General features: G+C 62.8%; 20 protein-coding genes. 17 read left to right on the top strand and 3 right to left on the bottom strand.

The genetic code is table 11. The features are described from left to right. The first annotated feature begins 2 nt into the window (after positions 1–2). From tgt to secF, 4 genes are read left to right on the top strand one after another with little or no spacing between them, the layout of a single operon-like run. Positions 3–1,106: a tRNA guanosine(34) transglycosylase Tgt gene (gene tgt / locus F3089_RS09505; RefSeq protein ID WP_151440636.1), complete on the top strand. Its 1,104-nt coding sequence runs from the start codon at positions 3–5 to the stop codon at positions 1,104–1,106. After that, complete coding sequence (gene yajC, locus F3089_RS09500) at positions 1,106–1,462, top strand: preprotein translocase subunit YajC (protein WP_151440635.1); 357 nt, start codon at positions 1,106–1,108, stop codon at positions 1,460–1,462. Before tgt ends, yajC begins: the two co-directional genes overlap by 1 nt. Positions 1,463–1,489: 27 nt before the next feature. Continuing rightward, on the top strand, positions 1,490–3,343 hold the full coding sequence (gene secD, locus F3089_RS09495) for a protein translocase subunit SecD (RefSeq protein ID WP_151440573.1): 1,854 nt from the start codon (positions 1,490–1,492) through the stop codon (positions 3,341–3,343). A gap of 10 nt (positions 3,344–3,353) precedes the next feature. After that, positions 3,354–4,310, top strand: coding sequence for a protein translocase subunit SecF (gene secF, locus F3089_RS09490; protein WP_151440572.1), 957 nt, complete (start codon positions 3,354–3,356; stop codon positions 4,308–4,310). 13 nt (positions 4,311–4,323) lie between these two features. Here secF and F3089_RS09485 read toward each other — a convergent pair whose 3' ends face one another. Continuing rightward, positions 4,324–5,127 carry an inositol monophosphatase family protein gene (locus F3089_RS09485; RefSeq protein WP_192497325.1) on the bottom strand — a complete coding sequence of 268 codons (804 nt, stop codon included), beginning with the start codon at positions 5,125–5,127 and terminating at the stop codon, positions 4,324–4,326. A 184-nt stretch (positions 5,128–5,311) separates the two neighbouring features. Between F3089_RS09485 and trmJ the strand changes: the two genes are divergently transcribed. The 13 genes from trmJ (at position 5,312) to der (ending at position 17,846) form a co-directional block, all read left to right on the top strand. Beyond that, complete coding sequence (gene trmJ / locus F3089_RS09480) at positions 5,312–6,106, top strand: tRNA (cytosine(32)/uridine(32)-2'-O)-methyltransferase TrmJ (protein ID WP_151440570.1); 795 nt, start codon at positions 5,312–5,314, stop codon at positions 6,104–6,106. Beyond that, entirely contained in the window at positions 6,099–6,905 is an 807-nt protein-coding gene (gene cysE / locus F3089_RS09475) for a serine O-acetyltransferase (protein WP_151440569.1), read from the top strand. The genes trmJ and cysE overlap by 8 nt, the downstream gene beginning before the upstream one ends. 60 nt (positions 6,906–6,965) lie before the next feature. Next, complete coding sequence (locus tag F3089_RS09470) at positions 6,966–7,451, top strand: Rrf2 family transcriptional regulator (RefSeq protein WP_151440568.1); 486 nt, start codon at positions 6,966–6,968, stop codon at positions 7,449–7,451. Between the two features lie 41 nt (positions 7,452–7,492). Then, positions 7,493–8,668: an aminotransferase class V-fold PLP-dependent enzyme gene (locus F3089_RS09465; protein ID WP_151440567.1), complete on the top strand. Its 1,176-nt coding sequence runs from the start codon at positions 7,493–7,495 to the stop codon at positions 8,666–8,668. A gap of 68 nt (positions 8,669–8,736) precedes the next feature. Continuing rightward, positions 8,737–9,168: a nucleoside-diphosphate kinase gene (ndk, locus tag F3089_RS09460; RefSeq protein ID WP_151440566.1), complete on the top strand. Its 432-nt coding sequence runs from the start codon at positions 8,737–8,739 to the stop codon at positions 9,166–9,168. 30 nt (positions 9,169–9,198) lie between these two features. Continuing rightward, positions 9,199–10,326, top strand: a complete 1,128-nt coding sequence (gene rlmN / locus F3089_RS09455) for a dual-specificity RNA methyltransferase RlmN (RefSeq protein WP_151440565.1) — start codon at positions 9,199–9,201, stop codon at positions 10,324–10,326. Positions 10,327–10,356: 30 nt separating this feature from the next. Next, positions 10,357–11,157, top strand: coding sequence for a type IV pilus biogenesis/stability protein PilW (gene pilW / locus F3089_RS09450; RefSeq protein WP_192497324.1), 801 nt, complete (start codon positions 10,357–10,359; stop codon positions 11,155–11,157). Next, entirely contained in the window at positions 11,150–12,100 is a 951-nt protein-coding gene (locus F3089_RS09445) for a RodZ domain-containing protein (RefSeq protein WP_151440563.1), read from the top strand. Before pilW ends, F3089_RS09445 begins: the two co-directional genes overlap by 8 nt. A 41-nt stretch (positions 12,101–12,141) precedes the next feature. Further along, complete coding sequence (ispG, locus tag F3089_RS09440) at positions 12,142–13,260, top strand: flavodoxin-dependent (E)-4-hydroxy-3-methylbut-2-enyl-diphosphate synthase (RefSeq protein WP_151440562.1); 1,119 nt, start codon at positions 12,142–12,144, stop codon at positions 13,258–13,260. Positions 13,261–13,326: 66 nt separating this feature from the next. Then, the gene (hisS, locus tag F3089_RS09435; RefSeq protein ID WP_225741722.1) at positions 13,327–14,598 is read left to right on the top strand and encodes a histidine--tRNA ligase; all 1,272 of its coding nucleotides are present in this window, start codon (positions 13,327–13,329) and stop codon (positions 14,596–14,598) included. 4 nt (positions 14,599–14,602) lie between these two features. Beyond that, complete coding sequence (locus F3089_RS09430; protein WP_151440560.1) at positions 14,603–15,250, top strand: YfgM family protein; 648 nt, start codon at positions 14,603–14,605, stop codon at positions 15,248–15,250. Beyond that, positions 15,250–16,413, top strand: a complete 1,164-nt coding sequence (bamB, locus tag F3089_RS09425) for an outer membrane protein assembly factor BamB (protein ID WP_151440559.1) — start codon at positions 15,250–15,252, stop codon at positions 16,411–16,413. Before F3089_RS09430 ends, bamB begins: the two co-directional genes overlap by 1 nt. A gap of 5 nt (positions 16,414–16,418) precedes the next feature. Beyond that, a complete protein-coding gene (gene der, locus F3089_RS09420; protein WP_151440558.1) occupies positions 16,419–17,846 on the top strand; it encodes a ribosome biogenesis GTPase Der in 1,428 nt (475 codons plus the stop codon). A 6-nt stretch (positions 17,847–17,852) separates the two neighbouring features. Here der and pta read toward each other — a convergent pair whose 3' ends face one another. Both pta and F3089_RS09410 read right to left on the bottom strand, forming a co-directional pair. Beyond that, the gene (gene pta, locus F3089_RS09415; protein ID WP_151440557.1) at positions 17,853–19,988 is read right to left on the bottom strand and encodes a phosphate acetyltransferase; all 2,136 of its coding nucleotides are present in this window, start codon (positions 19,986–19,988) and stop codon (positions 17,853–17,855) included. Continuing rightward, positions 19,988–21,190, bottom strand: a complete 1,203-nt coding sequence (locus tag F3089_RS09410; protein WP_151440556.1) for an acetate/propionate family kinase — start codon at positions 21,188–21,190, stop codon at positions 19,988–19,990. Before F3089_RS09410 ends, pta begins: the two co-directional genes overlap by 1 nt. Position 21,191 lies beyond the last annotated feature (1 nt).

Raw genomic sequence — 21,191 nt, 5'->3', positions numbered from 1 at the left:
TCATGGAGTTCGAACATCTGGCCAGTGACGGCACGGCGCGGCGCGGCAGGCTGACCTTTCCGCGTGGCACCGTTGAGACGCCCGCCTTCATGCCCGTGGGTACCTACGGCACGGTCAAGGGCATGCTGCCGCGGGACCTGGAGGCCACCGGTGCTCAGATCATTCTGGGCAACACCTTCCACCTTATGCTGCGCCCGGGGACCGAGGTGATCCAGGCGCATGGCGACCTGCATGATTTTGCCGGGTGGGAGCGCCCGATGCTCACGGACTCCGGCGGTTTCCAGGTATTCAGCCTCTCGGAGATGACCAAGACCACGGAAGCGGGCGTGACTTTCAAGTCGCCGATCAACGGCTCGCCGGTGGAGCTGACACCTGAGAAGTCGATGCAGGTGCAGCGGGCGCTGGGTTCGGATATCGTCATGATTTTCGACGAATGTACGCCTTACCCGGCGACGGAGGAAGAAGCCCGGCGCTCGATGAATCTGTCGCTCCGGTGGGCGGAGCGCAGCCGGGAGGCTCATGGTGACAGTCCTTCAGCGCTGTTCGGCATTGTACAGGGTGGGATGTATGAAAGTCTGCGCCGGGAGTCCCTGGAAGGACTGAAAAACATCGGGTTCGAGGGCTACGCCATAGGTGGGCTGTCCGTGGGTGAACCGCGCGGGGAGATGCACCGGATCCTGGAGGCACTGGAGCCGGCCATGCCCGCCGGTGCTCCGCGCTACCTGATGGGGGTTGGGCGCCCGGAAGACATCGTGGAGGCGGTCAGCCGTGGCGTGGATATGTTCGACTGCGTGATGCCCACGCGCAACGCACGCAACGGCCACCTGTTCACCCATGAGGGCGTGGTGCGCATCCGCAACGCCCGTCACCGGTATGATACCGGGCCGGTGGACCCGATGTGCGACTGCTACACATGCCGCCATTTCTCCCGGGGGTATCTGCATCATCTGGACCGCTGCGGGGAGATGCTGGGCGCCCAGCTCGCCTCCATCCACAACCTCCATTACTACCAGGCGCTTATGGCTGGATTGCGTGAGGCTATCCAAGCAGGTACATTGGCGACCTTCATTGACAGGTTCTATCAGTTACGCGGAGTAGCCCGATGATGTTCAGCGTTCGTTCGCTCATGGTTCTTCTGCTGGCCCTTATGCCGGCGGTCGCCGTTGCCGCGCCCCAGGCCGGGCCGGGTATGATTTCCCAGGTCGTCCTCTTCGGCGGCTTTATCCTGATCTTCTATTTCCTGATCTGGCGCCCCCAGTCCAAGCGTGCCAAGGAGCACAAGGCTCTGGTTGAAGGCCTCGACAAAGGTGATGAAGTGGTGACCGGTGGTGGTCTGGCAGGCCGGATCTCACGCCTGACCGACGACTACATGGTGGTGGAGATTGCCGACGGTGTTGAGGTGAAGGTCCAGCGCCAGTCTGTGACCCAGGCTCTGCCCAAGGGCACGCTCAAGGACATCTGATCTTCCGGTTCCGCACAAGGATCACCGATGCTTAACAAGTATCCTCTCTGGAAGAACCTGCTGGTATCGGCCGTGGTTCTTCTCGGTATCATTTACGCGCTTCCGAACCTGTTTCCGGACGATTACGCTGTCCAGATCAGTGGCTCAAGTGCCTCCGTCAGCGTTGACGAAACGCTGCTGGACAGGGCTCAGGAAGTCCTGGACGAGGCAGACATCGACTACCGGGATCCCTCGGTGGATGACGGCGCGGTCATGCTGCGTTTTGATTCCAGTGATGCGCAGCTGCGCGCCCGCTCCGAGCTCCAGGAGGCGCTCGGTTCCGAATACGTCGCTGCGCTGAGCCTGGCGGCAACCACGCCGGACTGGCTGCGATCCATCGGCGCGACGCCGATGAATCTGGGGCTGGATCTGCGCGGCGGTGTCCACTTCCTGATGCAGGTGGACATGGAGGCGGCAGTGGAACGTCGGCTGGATGTCTACGCCAGCGAGATCAAGCGCCAGCTGCGCGAGGAACGGATCCGCTACCGCGGTGGTGATGCCGAAGAGGGGCAGCTGGAATTTGTCTTCCCCAGCGAATCCGCGCGGGATGACGCCGCCTCGCTGGTGAGCTCGGAATACGATCAGTTCCGCAGCAATACCCGCTCCGACGGTGAGGATTATATCCTGGAGTTGACGCTCAACCAGCAGTCGGCATCGGAGATCCGGGACTACGCCCTCAACCAGAACCTGACCACGCTGCGCAACCGGGTGAACGAGCTGGGCGTGGCCGAGCCGCTGATCCAGCAGCAGGGCAGTGACCGGATCGTGGTGCAGCTTCCGGGTGTGCAGGACACTGCTGAAGCCAAGCGGGTTCTGGGCTCCACTGCCAATCTGGAATTCCGGCTTGAAGCACGCTCGGACGCCTCCTCCGCACGAACGGAAACCTTCCCGTTCCGCAACAATCCTAACCGCACGGCGGAGCTTGAGCGTGATGTCATCATCACCGGTGACAATGTGGCGGATGCTAACCAGTCGTTCGACGAGAACGGTCAGCCCCAGGTCAACATCACCCTGGACGGGCCCGGCGGCAGCATGATGCAGGATGTAACCCGGGATGCCGTGGGGCGCCAGCTGGGCGTGCTCTTCATTGAGCACAGCAGTGAGGAGGTTGAGCGTCAGGTGGATGGTAAGACGGTCACCGAGCGCGTACGTGAGACCGAGCGCAGCATCATCAGTCTGGCGACCATCCGCAGCACTCTGGGCAGCAACTTCCGGGTGACTGGCCTGGAGAATGTGGCGGAAGCCTCGGAGCTGGCGTTGCTGCTGCGCGCGGGTGCGCTGGCAGCGCCCATCTACTTCGTCGAAGAGCGCACCATCGGCCCGAGCCTGGGCCAGCAGAACATCGAGTCGGGCATCAACTCCGTGATCCTCGGTTTCGTCCTGGTCGCGCTGACGATGCTGGTGATCTACAAGGCCTTCGGGTTGCTTGCGAATGTCGCGCTGATGGTGAACCTGACGCTGCTCGTGGGCGCCATGTCAGTGCTCGGGGCAACGCTCACGCTGCCGGGTATCGCGGGCATTGTGCTGACGGTCGGCATGGCGGTGGACGCCAACGTGCTGATCTTCGAGCGCATCAAGGAGGAACTGCGGGAAGGGCTGCCAGTCCAGTCCGCCATCAACGCGGGCTTCAGCCGGGCTTTCGTGTCCATCTTTGATGCCAACGTCACCACCTTCCTGGTCGCCGGCATTCTGTTTGCCGTGGGGACCGGGCCGGTGAAAGGTTTTGCCGTTACCCTTCTGATCGGCATCCTGACATCCATGTTCACGGCCCTCATGGTCAGCCGCGCCATCGTCAATGCCACCATTGGCGGGCGCAGTGACCTCAAGGCACTGTCAATCTGAGGGTGATCGAATGAGTGAAAGCAGTAAACGTACTATCGACTTCATGGGCTTCCGGCGGGTCGCCGCCGCGCTCTCGATCATTCTCGTTCTGGGCTCGGCTGTCAGCCTCGGGCTCAAGGGGCTGGAGCTGGGCCTGGACTTCACCGGGGGCAGCCTGGTTGAGCTAGAGTACGCCGAGGCGCCGGCTCTTCCGGAGGTGCGCGGCCAGTTGGAATCCGCGGGCTTTGAGAATGCCATGGTGCAGAACTTTGGCTCGGATACTGCGGTCCTCATCCGGCTTCCGGCCGAGTTCGACGACTCCGTGGGGGATCAGGTGGTGTCCGCGCTCAGCCAGGGTGCGGAGCTGACCCTGGAGCGCTCCGAATACGTTGGCGGCCAGGTGGGCGAAGAGCTGCGAGAGCAGGGCGGCATCGCGCTGCTTCTGGCGTTCTTCGTGGTGCTGATCTATGTCGCCATGCGCTTCCAGCTCAAGTTTGGTTTCGCTTCCGTGGTGCCGCTGGTCCACGACGTTCTGATTGTGCTCGGGATCTTTTCGGTCTTCCAGCTCACCTTTGATCTGACGGTGCTGGCGGCCCTTCTGGCGGTGATCGGTTACTCGCTCAACGACACCATCATCGTGTCCGACCGTATCCGGGAGAATTTCCGTCGCATCCTCAAGGGCGGCCCTGAAGAGATCATCAATACCTCTCTCAATCAGGTGCTGCTGAGGACCATTGTCACGTCCGCTACCACACTGGTGGTGCTCCTGTCACTGCTGGTCTTTGGCGGCGAAATGATCCGGAACTTCGCGCTGGCCCTGTTCATCGGTGTTCTGGTGGGTACCTATTCGTCCATCTATGTGGCGGCGAACATGCTGGTGGCCCTGAACGTGAACCGGGATGATCTCTACGTGCCGAAAAAGGAAGGTGCGGAGGGGAGCCAGCCGGAAGAGGAGGAACCGCCGGACTGGCTCAAGCGCATGGAGTGAATGCGGGCGCCTTTCAGGCGCCTGTCATGCGCTGCCGGTAGGGCTGGGCCTGCTGCAGGATTTCCCGGAACAGCAGGTTGTTGGCAATCACCAGCTCGCCGGCCTTGCGGCCGAGGGGGTTGCCACGGAGGTCACCGCCCACAGCTCCGGCTTCCTGGCTGATGAGGCTGGCCATCACCTGCTCGTGTCGCTGGTCGGTGGCCAGAACGGCCGCGTCCAGATAACCACCCGCAACCCTTGCCATGTCCAGAACACTGCAGCCGTTGTAGTGCAGGTCCGCGCCCTCGCGCACCAGCGATCCCGCCACGTCCAGCCAGACGCCACTGTCCTCGCCACTGCTGCGGCGGTTGAACAGGTTGCAGCTGATCAGGGTCTGTGCGAGTTGCTGGGTGGCGCGGGCCCGGATGCGCTGGCTGTTGAGGACTGCTCCGTAGCCCCTGCTGAACGCGTACTCCTCGCCGGTAAGCGGGCACAGGATCACGAGGTTCTCGGGCCGGTCGTTGATCTTCTGGAGCAGGGCTGTTGCGAATTCCGGCAGCCCGCGCGCGAAATTGCGCTCCCCCAGGATGGGGAAAACGTGCCAGCTCTGGGCCCAGTCGCCCGCCTCCACATTGCCCGCGGGGGCAATCCAGTGGTCCTTGTAGGAACGGCGCAACAGTTCTTCGGTGCGTTCATGGATGCGGTGCTCAATGGCATGCACAGTGCGCACCACCGCCTCCGGCGCCTTGCTGTCGGCGTCCAGGCGGGCCTGCTGGTCCTTGAGGAAATCGCTGTTCTGCCTTGCCGCGCGCAAGGCCATCTTGATTGCTGGCTGCATCAGGTTACCAATGGGGTCCGATTCGGATGGGCGGCGAACTATACCAGAAAACGCCGGCCAAGACGATTGCCGGGCGGCGTCTGGCGTCAGGGAAACCCGCGAGCCGTCTGCCGCAGCTCTGTCGTGCATGCTAGTATGCGCCCATCATTGGTAACAGGCGCCCGCCCGGCGGGTGGAAAGCGGAATGTCGGACTATCCTTCCCTTGAAGGCCTCCGGGTGGTGCTGGTTGAACCTTCCCATCCGGGGAACATAGGTGCCGTGGCCCGGGCCATGAAGAACATGGGTGTCTCCGAGCTGGCCCTGGTGTCGCCGGTTTCCTTCCCGGATGAAAAGGCCAGCGCCAGGGCCTCCGGGGCGGATGATGTGCTGGCGAACGCCCGTGTTGTATCGGACCTTGGGGAGGCCGTTGCAGACTGTGTGGAAGTGATTGGTGCCAGTGCGCGCTCCCGTAGCGTGACCTGGCCGATTCTCAATCCGCGTGACTGCGGTAGCCGGGTGCTGGAGCAGCGCCTGCAGGGTCCTGTGGCCCTGGTTTTCGGCCGGGAGGATAATGGGCTTTCGAATGAGGAGCTCAGGCGCTGCCATTACCATGTGCAGGTGCCTGCGAATCCGGACTTCAGTTCCCTGAATCTGGCCATGGCGGTGCAGGTGATGCTCTATGAGGTGCGTATGCAGAGCCTGTTCGATGTGTCGGAGTCTCCAGCGCCGCAATGGCAGAGCACTCATAGCCCGGTCGATGACGGCTGGGATGAGCTGCCGGCCACCGCTGCGGACATGGAGCGCCTGCTGGCCCACCTGGAGCAGACGCTGACGACCACCGGTTTTCACGACCCGGAGCGTCCGCGACAATTGATGGTCAGGATGCGTCGGCTGTTCCAGCGGGCTCATCCTGACCGCATGGAAATGAACATTCTCAGGGGAATCCTGACCAGCGTTGATAAGCTGGCCCGTTCCCGGAACAGGGGCAATCATGTTTGACCATCTGCGCGAGGACATCCAGAGCGTCTTTCACCGTGATCCCGCGGCCCGTAATGCGTTCGAGGTGCTGACCAACTATCCCGGCCTGCATGCACTGCTTTTCCACCGGATGAATCATCGGCTCTGGCAGTGGGGCTTCAAGTGGCTGGCACGTACCATCTCCACCTTTGCCCGCTGGCTTACCGGGGTTGAGATCCACCCCGGGGCTACCATCGGCAGGCGCTTCTTTATTGATCACGGGATGGGGGTGGTCATCGGTGAGACGACGATCATTGGTGATGATGTCACCCTTTACCAGGGCGTGACCCTGGGGGGAACCAGCTGGAACCACGGTAAACGCCACCCGACCCTGGGGGATGGCGTGGTCGTGGGGGCTGGTGCCAAGATTCTGGGTCCCTTCACCATCGGCCGTCACGCCAAGGTGGGCTCAAACGCTGTGGTCACCAAGGAGGTCCCCGAGGAGGCGACAGTGGTGGGCATCCCCGGGCGTATCGTGACCAAGAAGGAAGAGCCCGAGGAGGGGCGCCGCAAGGCTATGGAGGAGAAGATCGGTTTCGATGCCTACGGGCTCAGCGAGGACATGCCGGATCCGATCGCCCGCTCTATTCGCAGCATGCTCGACCACATGCATGTGGTGGACGAGCGTATCGAATCCATGTGCAGGGCGCTGCAACAGATGGACAGCTATCGTGGTTCCACGGAAATGCCACCGCTGCCGCTTGACTTCGACTGTGGCGACGTGCCGGCTGAAGGTCGGGACAAGGCGGCTGACGAGGGTGAGTCGGGGGCAAATACTTGACTGTTTTACTTGGTTAATTGATAATCAAGGCCTATCTGTCAGCGCAACCGGATTCCGATCATGAAGCTGACCACCAAAGGGCGCTACGCTGTTACCGCGATGCTTGATCTGGCCATCCATTCCGGGAGTGGGCCGGTTTCCCTTGCGGACATCTCGCAGCGCCAGGGCATATCGCTGTCCTATCTCGAGCAGCTTTTCGCGAGATTGCGCCGCAGCCACCTGGTCACCAGTGTACGTGGGCCGGGAGGTGGTTACCGGCTGACGCAGGCGGAAGATGCGATATTCGTGGCGGATGTGGTGGACGCGGTCAATGAGTCGCTGGACACCACCCGTTGTAATCGTGCCGGCGACTGCCAGAATGGCGAGATGTGCCTGACCCATCACCTCTGGGCGGATCTCGGCGATGAGATCCATCGCTTTCTAAGCCGGATCAGTCTGGCGGAACTCCGGGATAAACCGGAGGTTCAGGCGGTGGCTCAGCGTCAGGATCAGCGCCAGCGCGAAACCGCGCTTATTGCGGGCGACACCCGCCACGCAAGTGCCTGAGCGGTTGCCGCGCGGACGGTTCCCAACAGCGAAACAATCCCATGACACAGACCATCTATCTTGACTATGCCGCCACCACGCCCGTTGACCCGCGTGTGGCGGAGACCCTTCAGCAGTACCTGACGCCGGACGGCATCTTCGGCAACCCGGCTTCCCGTTCCCATGCCGTGGGCTGGCAGGCCGAAGCAGCGGTTGAGCAGGCGCGCGCCCGGGTGGCTGGGCTTATCGGTGCGGACAGCCGGGAGATCGTCTGGACCTCGGGCGCCACCGAATCCGACAACCTGGCCATCAAGGGCGCGGCGCTGGCCAATCAGGCCAGGGGCGGCCATGTGGTGACGTCCATCATTGAGCACAAAGCGGTGGTGGACTGTTTCCAGTGGTTGGAGGAAAAGGGGTTTGAGGTCACCTGGCTGGAGCCGGATGAGTACGGCTGTATTGCAGCGGAGCAGGTCGAAGCGGCGCTCAGGGAAGACACCATCCTTGTGTCGCTGATGGCGGTGAATAACGAGCTGGGCAGCATCAACCCGATCGCGGCCATCGGGAGCCTGCTGCGTGATCGGGGTGTCCTGTTCCATGTGGACGCGGCCCAGGCGTCAGGCAAGATGGGTCTGGATGTCACCCGTATGCCGGTGGACCTGATGGCCCTGTCCGCGCACAAGGTCTACGGGCCCAAGGGTATTGGAGCGCTCTACGTGCGGCGGTCACCGGATGTCACCATCGAGGCTCAGATGCATGGTGGCGGTCATGAACGTGGTCTGCGGTCAGGAACCCTGGCAACCCATCAGATCGCGGCCATGGGTCATGCTTTCAGCCTGGCGCTTGAGGAGGGTGATGCCGAGGCGGAAAGGTTTGAAGCGCTGCGTGCGCGCTTCATTATGGGCCTCGAAGGGCTGGCGGGCGTCCAGGTGCATGGTCCGGAAACCGAGCGCGTTCCCGGCATCATCAATATCGGCTTTGAGGGCGTGGATGGCGAATCCCTGCTGCTGGCCCTGAGGGGTATTGCTGTCTCCTCTGGTTCGGCCTGCGCTTCAGCCACTACTGAGCCTTCCTATGTGCTTCAGGGTATCGGCCTTCCGCCGGAAAAGGCTCAGGGGTCGCTGCGTTTCTCCCTGGGGCGTTTCAGCACGGAAGCTGAAATCGACGCTGCCGCCGAACGCATCACAGAGGCGGTGCAGAGGCTGCGCGAACGCAGTGCCGCGCGGCGTGCGACGGTGTGACTTTACGCCTGAGGTGCGTATAATTCCGCCCGGATTCCACAGATTACTGATAACAGGAGTTTCATCCCATGGCTATTGAGCGCACCCTGTCGATCATCAAGCCGGATGCGGTATCCCGCAACCTGATCGGCGAAATTGAGAGCCGTTTCGAGAAAGCCGGTCTGCAGGTTGTGGCAGCCCGCATGATCCACATGACCCAGGAGCAGGCGGAGGGTTTCTACGCCGAGCACCGTGAGCGCTCGTTCTTTCCGGATCTGGTGGGCTTCATGACCTCCGGCCCGGTTATTGTCCAGGTACTGGAAGGCGAGAACGCCATTGCCCGGAACCGTGAACTGATGGGCGCGACCAACCCCAAGGAAGCGGAAGCAGGCACCATCCGGGCGGATTACGCCGATTCGATCGACGCCAACGCGGTTCACGGCTCTGATTCGCCGGAATCCGCCGAGCGCGAGATCGCCTATTTCTTCAACGACAGCGAGATCTGCCCGCGCACCCTGTAAGACCAGCGCGGACAGAGAAGGTATCCAAGCATGAGCAACACCGGCACCCAGAGTTCAGCTGAGAAGGTTAATCTTCTTGGCCTGCCGCGGCACAAGATGGAGCAGTTCTTCGTCGATATCGGCGAGAAGAAGTTCCGTGCCGGGCAGGTCATGAAGTGGATTCACCATTATGGGGTGGATGACTTCGAGGCCATGACCAACGTCAGCAAGACGCTCCGTGCACGACTGGCGGAGATCGCCGAGATCCGGGGGCCGGAGGTTCTTCTTGATGAAACCTCGAGCGACGGCACACGCAAGTGGGTCATGCGCATGGCCGAGGGCAACAGCATCGAGACGGTGCTGATTCCCGATGGCGAGCGCGGCACCCTGTGTGTCTCCTCCCAGGTCGGGTGCAGCCTTGACTGCAGTTTCTGTTCCACCGGCAAGCGTGGCTTCAACCGCAATCTCTCCGCGGCGGAGATCATCGGTCAGGTCTGGGCGGCGCTGCGAACCTTCATGCCCTTCGATCGCACGAAGGAGCGGCCCATCACCAATGTGGTCATGATGGGCATGGGTGAGCCGCTGCTGAATTTCGACAACGTTGTCGATGCCATGGACCTGATGATGGATGACTGGGCGTACGGCATTTCCAAACGCCGGGTGACCGTCAGCACTTCCGGGGTGATTCCGGCGCTGGAGAAACTGGGCGAGGTTTCCGATGTGTCACTTGCCATTTCGCTCCATGCCCCTAATGATGAGCTGCGGAACGAACTGGTGCCGCTGAATCGCAAGTACCCGATTGAACGTCTGCTTTCGGCGACGAAGCAGTACCTGTCGGGACTCGGGGATCGGCGCAGGGCAACCATCGAGTACACGCTGATTGAGGGCGTCAACGACCAGCCGGAGCATGCATCGCAGCTTGCGGATCTGCTGGTGGACGTGCCGTGCAAGGTCAACCTGATCCCGTTCAATCCCTTCCCCGAGAGCGATTACCGTCGCCCGAGCGGGAATGCGGTGAAGCGGTTTCAGGACATAATGAACCAGGCCGGCTATATTACAACGGTGCGTACAACACGCGGCGACGATATTGATGCCGCCTGCGGCCAGCTGGTCGGCCAGTTCGAGGACCGTACCCGCCGCAGTGAGCGTTATATTCCGGTTCACCAGGAGGTGGGCTGAAGGCAAACGATTCGGAGGATGACTGACTCCATGCCAGTGCGATCAAAGGCTGACGCGATGCGGATCACCGCGATTCTGATGCTTTGCATTGTCGCGGCGGGTTGTGTCTCGCAGCGGCAGGGAACCTTCGCCTCAGGCAATCCTGAGCAGGCGGAGGAGGATTACGTGCGTCTGGGGTTGGCCTATATCCAGAATGAGCGCTATGACCGGGCCCGCCAGCATCTGGATCGTGCGCTTGAGATCAATGATGAAAGCGCCCCCGCCATCGCCGCCAAAGCGTTGATCAATGAAAAGCAGGGTGAATACGACCTGGCCGAGCAGCGCTTCCGGCGGGCACTGGATCTGGAACCGGAGTATACCCGTGGCCGTTCCCATTTCGGGGTTTTCCTCTATAACCGTGGCCGGTATGAGGAGGCTCTGGAACAGTTCCGGAAGGCATCCGAGGATACCGATTACGACAGTCGCGCCGGGGTTTTTGTGAACCTGGCACGTACCGCGAGCCAGCTTGACCGCCATGATGAGGCGGCGGACGCCTATAAGCGCGCCATGAAGCTTCGGCGTGGCACTACGACAGCCCACATCGGTGCGGTGACGGCCCTGATCGATGCCGGGCGTTATGCGGAAGCCCGGCCCCTTTACCGTCGACTGACCATGCGCATCGAACGCTCCCGGGAGCTCTCCCATACGCCTGCGTCCCTGCTGGCGGGGATCCGGCTGGCAAGAGAGGCAGGCGAGGAGCGAAAGGCGTCCGGGCTGGTGGAGCAGTTGCGTGAGCGCTTCCCGGATTCCGAGGAATACCAGCAATACAGGACCATGGTCACCGATGAGTGAAGAGGGTAGCGCCGAGAACAGTAACGGGCCGACAACCCGGCTCGTGGGCGAACAGCTGCGAACCGCCCGCGAACACCACGGAATGGATCGGCAGGATGTCGCGGATCAGCTGCATCTGAGGCCATCGATCATCCAGGCCATTGAGGAAAGTGATTACGAGGCCATGCCCGCGGATCTTTTCCTCAAGGGGTATGTCCGGACCTATGCGCGTCTCACGGAACAGGACGGGGATGATCTGATTGCCCGCCTGGACCGGGAACTCGAACCGTACCGTGAGAGTCAGGAGGCGCAGAAGGAACCCAGCCCGACAGAAGTCATACGTCAGAAGAAGATTCGCAGGCGTCGTATCGGGGGCATGACCATCGCGGTTGTGGCAGTGCTGCTCCTTGGCTGGGTGGTCTACGAGTACGGACCCTGGGTGGTGGATTCTGCGGTGGAAGCGGCTGGTGAAGTGGAATTCGAAGTGCCGGATCCAGGTTCTGGTGCGGGGGCAGAGGCCGACTCCGAGCCCGAGCCTGAGCCTGCCACCGCAACGGATGAGGACGACACCACTGGCGCGGGGAGCTCCGAGGCTGGCGCGGATACCGAACCGGCATTCTCGACGCCTGTTGCCCAGGTTGATGACTCTGGTGGCGCGGCGTCCAACGGTGCAACACAGACGGCTACCGGCGAACAGCCGGGTGGCAGCCAGCCATCGCTGACCATTACGTTTGATGGTGCCTGCTGGGTCGAGGTGGTCAACGGCAACGGAGAGCGGGTTGTGGTCACCCTTGCCCAGGAAGGTGAGACAGTTGAATATGAGGGTCCCGTGCCCTTCGAAGTGCTGCTCGGCAACGTTGACGCGGTAGCCTCGGTGCGCTTTATGGGCGAAGCGGTGGAACTCGAACAGTACCCCGTCAATGCCGGGCGTACACAGTTTGTACTTGATACAGCCAATGGCTGAACCCCGCAGGGGCAGCCGCAGAGAATGGCAGGTTCAGAACGATGCTTAAGAACGAAGAGTCTCCCATCAAGCGCAGGCCATCCCGCCAGATCCATGTGGGGTCGGTTCCCGTGGGGGGCGATGCGCCCATAGCCGTTCAGAGCATGACCAATACCGATACCCTCGACGTTGAGGGCACGGTGGCGCAGATCCAGGGCCTGGAGGAAGCCGGTGCCGACATTGTCCGGGTATCGGTTCCGGACATGGATTCCGCTGAGGCCTTTGCTACGATCCGCGCTGCCGTGAATGTGCCGCTGGTGGCGGACATCCACTTCGACTACAAAATCGCGCTGCGTGTGGCGGAGCTGGGCGTGGACTGCCTGCGCATCAATCCCGGCAACATCGGGAAGGAAGAGCGGGTAAGGGCCGTTATCAACGCCGCCAAGGATCACGGCATCCCGATCCGTATCGGCGTCAACGCCGGCTCCCTGGAAAAGGATCTGCAGCGCAAGTACGGCGAGCCCACCTCCGAGGCGATGGTGGAATCCGCCATGCGCCACATTGAGATCCTCGACCGGTATGATTTCAAGGACTTCAAGGTCAGCCTCAAGGCCTCCGATGTGATCATGGCGGTCCAGGCCTATCGACTCATCGCGGATAAGATCGAGCAGCCCCTGCATCTGGGGATTACCGAGGCTGGCGGCCTGCGTTCCGGCGCTGTGAAATCGTCTGTGGGTCTGGGGATGCTGCTGGCGGAAGGGATCGGTGATACCATCCGCATCTCGCTGGCGGCGGACCCGGTAGAGGAGATCAAGGTTGGCTTTGATATCCTCAAGAGTCTGCGCCTGCGCACGCGCGGGATCAACTTCATCGCCTGCCCGAGTTGCTCGCGCCAGAACTTTGATGTGATCGGCACCATGAATGAGCTGGAATCCCGTCTGGAGGATGTGAACACCTCCATGGATGTGGCCGTGATTGGCTGCATCGTGAACGGGCCAGGTGAGGCAAAGGAAGCGGACATCGGCATCACCGGCGGTACCCCCCAGCACCTGATGTATCAGGACGGGGACAAGGATCGCAAGATCGACAAGGCCTCCCTGGTGGATGACCTGGAGCGCGAGATCCGTGAGCGGGCGGCGCGCAAGAAGGCGGAAGAAGACGCCATCATCGCCAAGGGCTGATCGCGGGCGGGCAACCACGCGACCGAACAGGGGAGAACCTTGGCCAGAATACAGGCAATTCGTGGAATGAATGACATACTGCCGGACCAGTCACCGGTCTGGCAGTATGTGGAGCGCACTCTGGGTGATGTGCTCAGCGCCTATGGGTATCGCGAGATCCGAATGCCCATCGTGGAGAAAACCGAGCTGTTCAGCCGGTCCATCGGCGAGGTCACTGACATCGTCGAAAAGGAGATGTACACCTTTGAGGACCGCAATGGCGACAGCCTGACCCTGAGACCAGAGGGGACCGCCGGCTGTGTCCGGGCAGCGGAGCAGCACGGTCTGCTGTTCAACCAGCAGCAGCGCCTCTGGTACACCGGCCCCATGTTCCGCCACGAGCGGCCCCAGAAGGGACGTTACCGCCAGTTCCACCAGATCGGCGTGGAAGCCTTCGGGATGGAAGGGCCGGATATTGACGCCGAGCTGCTTCTGATGACCGCCCGCATCTGGCGGGCACTGGGCCTGGCGGATCAGGTGCGCCTGGAGATCAACTCCCTGGGCACCGCTGAGGATCGGCAGCGCTACCGCGAGGCGCTCACCGCCTATCTTGAGGGCCATCGTGAGCGGCTGGACGACGACAGCCAGCGGCGTCTCGCCACAAACCCGTTACGGATTCTCGACTCGAAAGTGGCTGAAACCCAGCGCATCCTCGAGGACGCCCCGGTATTGGCCGACTATATCGGGGAAGAAAGCCGGGAGCATTTCCGGGTGCTGTGTGAGCGTCTGGATGCAGCCGGCCTTGCCTACAGCGTGAATTCCGGTCTGGTCCGGGGGCTGGACTACTATGGTAAAACCGTGTTCGAGTGGGTCACCGACGCGCTGGGGGCCCAGGGCACGGTCTGTGCCGGGGGCCGGTACGATGGTCTGGTGGAGCAGCTCGGTGGGCGCTCGACGCCCGCGATCGGGTTTGCCATGGGAATGGAACGGCTGATCCTGCTGCTCGAGACCGAAGGGCTGATCCCGGAATGGGTCAACGCCAATGCGGATATCTATGTCATGGGCATGGATGACAGCCTCTCCGGCCAGGCATTCGGCCTTGCGGAGCGCCTGCGGGATGCACTGCCGGCGCACCGGGTGGTCAGCCACTGCGGTGGTGGCGGTTTCAAGAGCCGTATGAAGAAAGCCGACGCCTCCGGTGCACAGCTGGCCGTGATCCTGGGTGCGGATGAAGCCGCGGCCGGTGAGGTCAGCGTGAAGAACCTGGCAAACACCGAGCAGCAGCGGATTGCGCAGTCCGAGCTGGTAGCCGCCTGTCAGGCCCACCTCGGTGACAAAGCGAACGAACAGGGAGAATAAGAAAGTGGCCGAAGAAGACGAACAGTGGGAAGCGTTCAAGCGCTGGTGGAAGCAGAACGGTTCCAGCGTGCTGATGGGCATTGCCATCGTGGTTCTGGGGATAGCCGGCTGGCAGTACTGGGAGGCGCGTGAAGCCTCGGCCCGCGCGGAGGCCCGCCAGGGTTTTGACAGCGTGATCAGCACACTGCAGTCGGATAAGGAGACTGAGGAGCGGCTTTCCACCATGGAGTACGCTCTGGACAATCTTAAGGACAGCCAGCCGGACAGCCCCTATACGGTGTTCTCTGCCATGGTTGCGGCCAGCGTCTATATGGAGGAATCCCGCGCGGAGGACGCTGTTGAGGAACTGGAATGGGCGCTGGAGCAGGCAGGGGGTCAACCGCTGCCGCGGGTGATCCGTCTGCGCCTGGCCAGGGCTCAGCTGGCCAGCGGCGAGGCTGAGGGCGCGATCGCGACACTGGAAGGCCTTGAGGATGCCGGGGAATTCGCTCCCCTGTTCCATGAACTCAGAGGCGATGCTCACCATGCTGCGGGGAATGAGGACGCGGCGCGTGAGGCCTATCAGGCAGCGCGCGAGTCGCATGGTGAGGATGTGAATGATCGCCTGCTTGAAATCAAGCTCAGTGACCTTGCCGTAATGGAGGAGGGTTGATGCGGGCACCTTCCGCAGCGTGGCGCTGCCTGACGACCTGCATTCTGGCCGGCGCGGTGCTTGCCGGGTGCAGCAGTTCCGAACCCCGGGAACAGCCAGCTCCCGTCCCCGGGGTCAGTGGCGACGCTGAGATCCGCGAGATCTGGAGCCGGCGTGTCGGGGAGGGAATGGACGGCCAGTACCTTTTCCTGTCCCCCGGGATTCACGAGGAAACGGTCTATGCCGCCACCCAGAACGGCTACATAACGGCCTATAACGCCCGCAACGGCCGTCGTGACTGGTGGGAAAAGCTGGATGAGCGCCTTCTTGGCGGTGTGGGCGTGGACGCGGATCATCTCTATGTCGTGACCCGCAATGGTGAGCTGATCGCTCTCTCCCATGAAGGGAAGGAGCAGTGGCGCACCTCGCTGCCCAACGAAGCCCTGGTGCCGCCGCAGAGTAACGGGCGCTATGTGGTCGTGCAGACCATCGACGGCGAGCTTCTGGCGTTCAGCCAGTCGAATGGCAACCGGCGCTGGCAGTACGACAGCAACATGCCGGTGCTCAGCTTCCGCGGCAATGCCACGCCCTGGATCGATGGCAGCCGTGTCATCGCCGGCTTTGACAACGGTCGGGTGGTGGCGCTGGATGTGAACAGTGGCGCCGTCCAATGGGAGCAGAGACTGGCTCAGCCGGCAGGCAGAACCGAGCTGGAGCGGTTGGTGGACGTGGATTCCTCGCCCCATGTGGTTGACGATACGGTCTATGTGAGCGCCTATCAGGGCAGTGTCACGGCACTTGAGCTGCGCTCCGGCGAGGAACGCTGGAGCCGTGAGCTGTCCAGTCTCGAGGCGCCCGCCGTCACGGAGGAGCAGGTTGTGGCTGCCGGTGCCGACGGGACCCTGGTGGGTTTTGAACGTGCTTCCCGCAGTGAACTCTGGCGCCACCGTGAGCTGGCCTGGCGTCAGCCGACGGCACCCGTGGCGCTCGGCAACCATGCCGTAGTCGGGGATTTCGAAGGCTATCTCTATGCGGTTGATGCCACCGACGGCACCATTGATAGCCGTGTTCTCGTGGACGACGAAGGCCTGCGTTCGGATCCCATCCGCTTCCGTGACCGTGTGATCGTGTTCGGTAACGGGGGCTGGCTGGCCTCCTACCACGTACGGGAAGGTGACCGCTGAAGTCCATGACGCCCGTAATCGCCGTTGTCGGCCGCCCCAATGTGGGCAAGTCCACGCTGTTCAACCAGCTTACACGCAGTCGGGATGCGCTGGTGGCCGACTTCTCGGGCCTGACCCGGGATCGCCAGTACGGCGAGGGCCGCCACCATGGGCACCGCTTCATCGCCATTGATACCGGTGGCCTTGCCGGTGACGACGAGGGCGTGGACCAGCTCATGGCGGACCAGGCCGAGGCGGCCATTGAGGAGGCCGACGAGGTCCTGCTGGTGGTCGATGGCCGTGCCGGGCTCACTCCCGGTGACGAGTACATCATCGACCGGCTCCGCCGGCAGGGCGTGGCGGCGCACCTGGTCGTCAACAAGACCGACGGCCAGGATGAGGATCAGGCCGCCGCCGAGTTCCATGGCCTTGGCTTTGATCCCCTCCATCGGATTTCCGCCGCCCATAACCGGGGCATCCGCCGTCTCCTGGACGATGTGCTTGGCGATGCCGAAGCCCTGGAAGAGGAGGCCGAAGAGGCGGAAGAGGACGGGCGCATCCAGGTTGGGATCATCGGCCGGCCGAACGTGGGCAAGTCCACGCTGGTCAATCGCATCCTCGGCGAGGATCGGGTTGTGGTCTATGACGAACCCGGCACCACACGGGACAGCATCCGGGTCCCCTTCAGCCGCCGGGATCGCGACTACACCCTGATCGATACCGCTGGTGTGCGCCGCCGGCGCCAGGTCAAGGAGAAGGTCGAGAAGTTCTCGGTGGTGAAAACACTCCAGTCCATCGAGCAAGCCCATGTGGTGATCGCGATGATCGATGCCCGTGAAGGACTCGTGGACCAGGACATGCACCTGATCGGCTTTGCCCTGGATGCCGGTCGTGCCGTGGTGGTGGCGGTCAACAAGTGGGATGGCATGGATCCCGAGGACCGACGCTGGCTGAAGGAGCACCTGAAGTGGCGGCTGGGTTTTCTGGACTACGCCCGGATGCACTTCATCTCGGCCCTGCACGGCACAGGTGTGGGGGATCTCTACGACTCCATCGATGCGGGCTACGACTCCGCCATGGCCAAGTGGTCCACCAATCATCTGACCCGCATTCTGCAGGATGCCGTTACCCAGCATCCGCCGCCCATTGTGCGGGGCCACCGCATCAAGCTGCGCTATGCCCACCAGGGTGGGTCCTGTCCGCCGCGGATCGTGGTCCACGGGACCCAGGCGGATGCCGTGCCCAGGGATTACCAGCGGTACCTGGAGAATACCTACCGTCGGGTTCTGAAGGTCGAGGCTACGCCCATCCGCTTTGAGTTCCGTGCGCCGGATAACCCCTTCGAGGGCCGCAAGAACACGCTCAACAAGCGCCAGAAGCAGAAGAAAGCGCGCCTGATGCAGCACGTCAAGAAGAACGAGAAGCAGAGCAAGCGCCGCAAGAAACGGGGCTGACGCGCTTCAGGCCAGCCCCTGATCCTCCACCTGTTTCGCCTGTATCGCCGTCAATGCGATGGTGAAGACGATGTCCTCCACCATGGCTCCCCGTGAGAGATCGTTCACCGGCTTACGCAGGCCCTGCAGCATGGGGCCGATACTCACCACGTTGGCGCTGCGCTGTACCGCCTTGTAGGTGGTGTTGCCGGTGTTCAGGTCCGGGAATACGAAGACGGTGGCGCGGCCCGCCACTGGGCTGTCCGGGGCCTTGCTGCGGGCGACACTTTCAATAGCGGCGGCGTCGTACTGCAGTGGGCCGTCGATCAGCAGTTCCGGGCGGCGCTCGCTGGCGAGGGTGGTGGCCTGACGCACCTTCTCCACATCATCCCCGCTGCCGGAACTGCCCGTGCTGTAGCTGATCATGGCCGCCCGGGGGGTGATCCCGAACGTTGTTGCGGAGTCGGCACTCTGGATGGCGATGTCCGCCAGCTCCTCAGCGTCGGGGTCCGGATTCACGGCACAGTCGCCGTAGACCCGCACCTGGTCGGGCAGGCACATGAAGAACACCGAGGAGACGATCCGCGCCGCCTGGTGGGTCTTGATCAGCTGCAGGGCAGGGCGGATGGTGTTGGCGGTTGTGTGCACCGCACCGGATACGAGCCCGTCCATCTCGTCCAGGGCCACCATCAGGGTGGCCAGCATCACGTTGTCCTCCAGCAGCGCGCGGGCCATGTCGGGCTTCATGCCCTTGTGCCGGCGCAGCTCGACCATGCTGTCCACATAGCTGTCACGGACCTCGTCCGGGTCGATGATGCGGATGCTGTCGGGCAGGGTGATGTCCCGGGAATGGGCCACTGAATGGATGTGGTCGGGCTTGCCCACCAGCACACATTCGGCAATGCCCTTTTCCTGGCAGCGCGCGGCGGCCTGCAGCGTTCTCGGTTCATCGCCCTCTGGCAGGATGATGCGCTTGCCGGCCTCGCGGGCACGACGGGTCAGAAGATAGCGGAACGCTGGTGGTGACAGACGGGGCTCACGGTCCACCGCCAACTGGTCGCGCAGCCACTCGGCATCGATGGCCTCGGCTGTTGTCTCCATGACCTTTTCAATGCGCTCGGTGTCATCCACGGGAACGGCAATACTCATGGACGCCAGGCAGTGGGTGGTGTGATAGGTATCCATGGTGGAGGTCATGATCGGCAGGCCGGTTTCCAGCGCCGAACGGCAGAAAGTCAGGGTCTGGTCACTGGGCCTGAGTCCGCCCGTCAGGACCATCCCTGCCAGGGGAATGCCTGAGAGTGCCGCCAGAGCGGCCGCGACGATGATGTCTTCACGGTCACCGGGGGTGACCAGCAGCGTGCCCGGCCTGAGTGTGTTCACCATGTTGGGAATGGTGCGGGAAGCGATGCTGACGCGGCGCACCCGGCGCTGGTCCATGTCGCCACCGTGCAGGCGGGCGGCGTCCAGTTCCCGGGCTATGTCGCTGACCCGGGGTTCCACCAGTTGCGGGCGCCAGGGAATGGCACCAATGAGTCTCAGGTGGCCGTCCCGGAGTGGCGGGCATTCGCTGGCCCAGTCGGGCACCGGATCCGGTTCCGTGTCGTCGGTGGCCAGCGGCAGTCTGTGACCGGTGGGCTCGCCCAGTCGGTTCAGGATGGCGCCAATCACCGGCGTCGATCCGGATTCAGAGAAGATGCGGCTGGTAAAGGTCAGGCGTTCGCCCAGTTCCCCGGGCCCACGTTCGCCCGGGGCGCTTACCAGGATCACCTGTGCGTCCAGGTTGCGGGCCATTTCCACATTCAGCCGCTGGGTGTAGCTCTCCTGGCTGTCCGGCACCAGCCCCTCAACGATCACTACGTCGCAGTCCTCGCAGGATTCGTGATAGCGGCTGACGATGTCCTCCATGAGTTCGCCGGAACGGCCCTGATTGATCCGTTCCTGGGCGTGGCGCAGGGACACCGGCGTGGAGGGCTCAAGGTTGGTGCGGGCACGGATGAAATGGACGGAGGCGTCGGAATCCTCGCCCATGGCGCTCTGGGCTACCGGTTTGAAGAAGCCCACGCGCAGCCCCAGGCGGTCCAGTGACCGCACCAGGCCCAGGCATACGGAAGTGAGCCCGGAGTGGAGGTCGGTCGGGGCAATGAACAGGTTCTGGGCCATCAGGCGCTCCTTTTCCCGGTGGTCAGGCGATGTGTGTCGAGGGCGATCATCTGTTCCTCGTCCGTGGGAATCACCAGTACCGGCGGCGTACCAGAAGCGTGGATGCCGGCGGCCTCAGCCGGCCCCGGGTGGCGATTGGATTCCTCATCCAGTGTCAGTCCGAAAATGCCGAGGTGTGCCAGTGTCCGTTGCCGCACCAGGGGGCTGTTTTCGCCGATGCCCCCGGTGAAGACCACCGCGTCCAGCCGTTCCAGTGAGGCCATCATGGCACCGATGTAGCGTGCCAGCCGGAAGCAGAAAACGTTGACGGCCAGATCGGCCTGTTCATGGCCGTCTTCGGCTGCCTCTGTGAGGGTTCGCATGTCGTGGCTGACGCCGGAAAGTCCGAGCAGACCACTCTCACGGTTGAGCATGTCGTGTATGGCCTCGGCGCCGTAACCTCGACGCAGCAGGAAGTCGAACAGGCCGGGATCAACGTCGCCGCTGCGGGTTCCCATGACCAGACCCTCCAGGGGCGTCAGGCCCATGCTGGTGTCCACGCTCAGGCCATCCCGGACAGCGGTGACACTGCAGCCATTGCCCAGGTGGGCCGAGATTATGGACGTGCGCTCAGGCGGCTGCTCCAGCCAGCCCGCGGCCTGTTGCAGGATCCAGCGGTGGCTGGTGCCGTGGAAACCGTAGCGGCGCACCCCGTGATCCCGGTAGAGGGCCCTTGGCAGGGCGTAATGATACGCCGCCTCCGGCAGTGACTGGTGGAAGGCGGTGTCGAACACAGCCACCTGGAGGCAGTCGGGATACAGGGCCTGCGTGGCGCGGATGCCGGCAAGATTGGCCGGATTGTGAAGCGGTGCGAGTGTGCTGCACGCATCAATGGCCGCGGTGACCTGATCGTCGATCAATGCCGAATCCGTGAAGGCCTCGCCGCCATGCACCACACGGTGGCCCACAGCGTCCGGTTCCCGGGTGAGCAGGCCCTGTCCATTCAGGCGTCCCAGGCAGGCCTCCAGCGCCTCATGGTGGCCGCTGCCGGTGGCGAGGGACTCACTGGCGCTCTGTGGTGCCTTCTGGTTCAGGGTTGGGTTGTCCGTTCCCAGCCGCTCCGCCAGGAAGGCGGCCAGGATGCGGTAGTCGGGCGCGGTTGCCAGTGTCAGTTTCAGAGACGAACTGCCGGCATTGATAATGAGCAGGTGCTGTTGATCCATG

The organism is Halospina sp. K52047b (genome assembly GCF_008709855.1).
GTDB lineage: Bacteria > Pseudomonadota > Gammaproteobacteria > Pseudomonadales > Oleiphilaceae > Halospina > Halospina utahensis_B.
This window is presented reverse-complemented; position numbering and strand designations above follow the sequence as displayed.

What these genes read in the sequence shown, in the direction of transcription:
- tgt (WP_151440636.1), top strand. Translation starts at nt 3, where the DNA reads ATGGAGTTCGAACATCTGGCCAGTGACGGCACGGCGCGGCGCGGCAGG.
- yajC (WP_151440635.1), top strand. Translation starts at nt 1,106, where the DNA reads ATGTTCAGCGTTCGTTCGCTCATGGTTCTTCTGCTGGCCCTTATGCCG.
- secD (WP_151440573.1), top strand. Translation starts at nt 1,490, where the DNA reads ATGCTTAACAAGTATCCTCTCTGGAAGAACCTGCTGGTATCGGCCGTG.
- secF (WP_151440572.1), top strand. Translation starts at nt 3,354, where the DNA reads ATGAGTGAAAGCAGTAAACGTACTATCGACTTCATGGGCTTCCGGCGG.
- F3089_RS09485 (WP_192497325.1), bottom strand. Translation starts at nt 5,127, where the DNA reads ATGCAGCCAGCAATCAAGATGGCCTTGCGCGCGGCAAGGCAGAACAGC.
- trmJ (WP_151440570.1), top strand. Translation starts at nt 5,312, where the DNA reads ATGTCGGACTATCCTTCCCTTGAAGGCCTCCGGGTGGTGCTGGTTGAA.
- cysE (WP_151440569.1), top strand. Translation starts at nt 6,099, where the DNA reads ATGTTTGACCATCTGCGCGAGGACATCCAGAGCGTCTTTCACCGTGAT.
- F3089_RS09470 (WP_151440568.1), top strand. Translation starts at nt 6,966, where the DNA reads ATGAAGCTGACCACCAAAGGGCGCTACGCTGTTACCGCGATGCTTGAT.
- F3089_RS09465 (WP_151440567.1), top strand. Translation starts at nt 7,493, where the DNA reads ATGACACAGACCATCTATCTTGACTATGCCGCCACCACGCCCGTTGAC.
- ndk (WP_151440566.1), top strand. Translation starts at nt 8,737, where the DNA reads ATGGCTATTGAGCGCACCCTGTCGATCATCAAGCCGGATGCGGTATCC.
- rlmN (WP_151440565.1), top strand. Translation starts at nt 9,199, where the DNA reads ATGAGCAACACCGGCACCCAGAGTTCAGCTGAGAAGGTTAATCTTCTT.
- pilW (WP_192497324.1), top strand. Translation starts at nt 10,357, where the DNA reads ATGCCAGTGCGATCAAAGGCTGACGCGATGCGGATCACCGCGATTCTG.
- F3089_RS09445 (WP_151440563.1), top strand. Translation starts at nt 11,150, where the DNA reads ATGAGTGAAGAGGGTAGCGCCGAGAACAGTAACGGGCCGACAACCCGG.
- ispG (WP_151440562.1), top strand. Translation starts at nt 12,142, where the DNA reads ATGCTTAAGAACGAAGAGTCTCCCATCAAGCGCAGGCCATCCCGCCAG.
- hisS (WP_225741722.1), top strand. Translation starts at nt 13,327, where the DNA reads ATGAATGACATACTGCCGGACCAGTCACCGGTCTGGCAGTATGTGGAG.
- bamB (WP_151440559.1), top strand. Translation starts at nt 15,250, where the DNA reads ATGCGGGCACCTTCCGCAGCGTGGCGCTGCCTGACGACCTGCATTCTG.
- der (WP_151440558.1), top strand. Translation starts at nt 16,419, where the DNA reads ATGACGCCCGTAATCGCCGTTGTCGGCCGCCCCAATGTGGGCAAGTCC.
- pta (WP_151440557.1), bottom strand. Translation starts at nt 19,988, where the DNA reads ATGGCCCAGAACCTGTTCATTGCCCCGACCGACCTCCACTCCGGGCTC.
- F3089_RS09410 (WP_151440556.1), bottom strand. Translation starts at nt 21,190, where the DNA reads ATGGATCAACAGCACCTGCTCATTATCAATGCCGGCAGTTCGTCTCTG.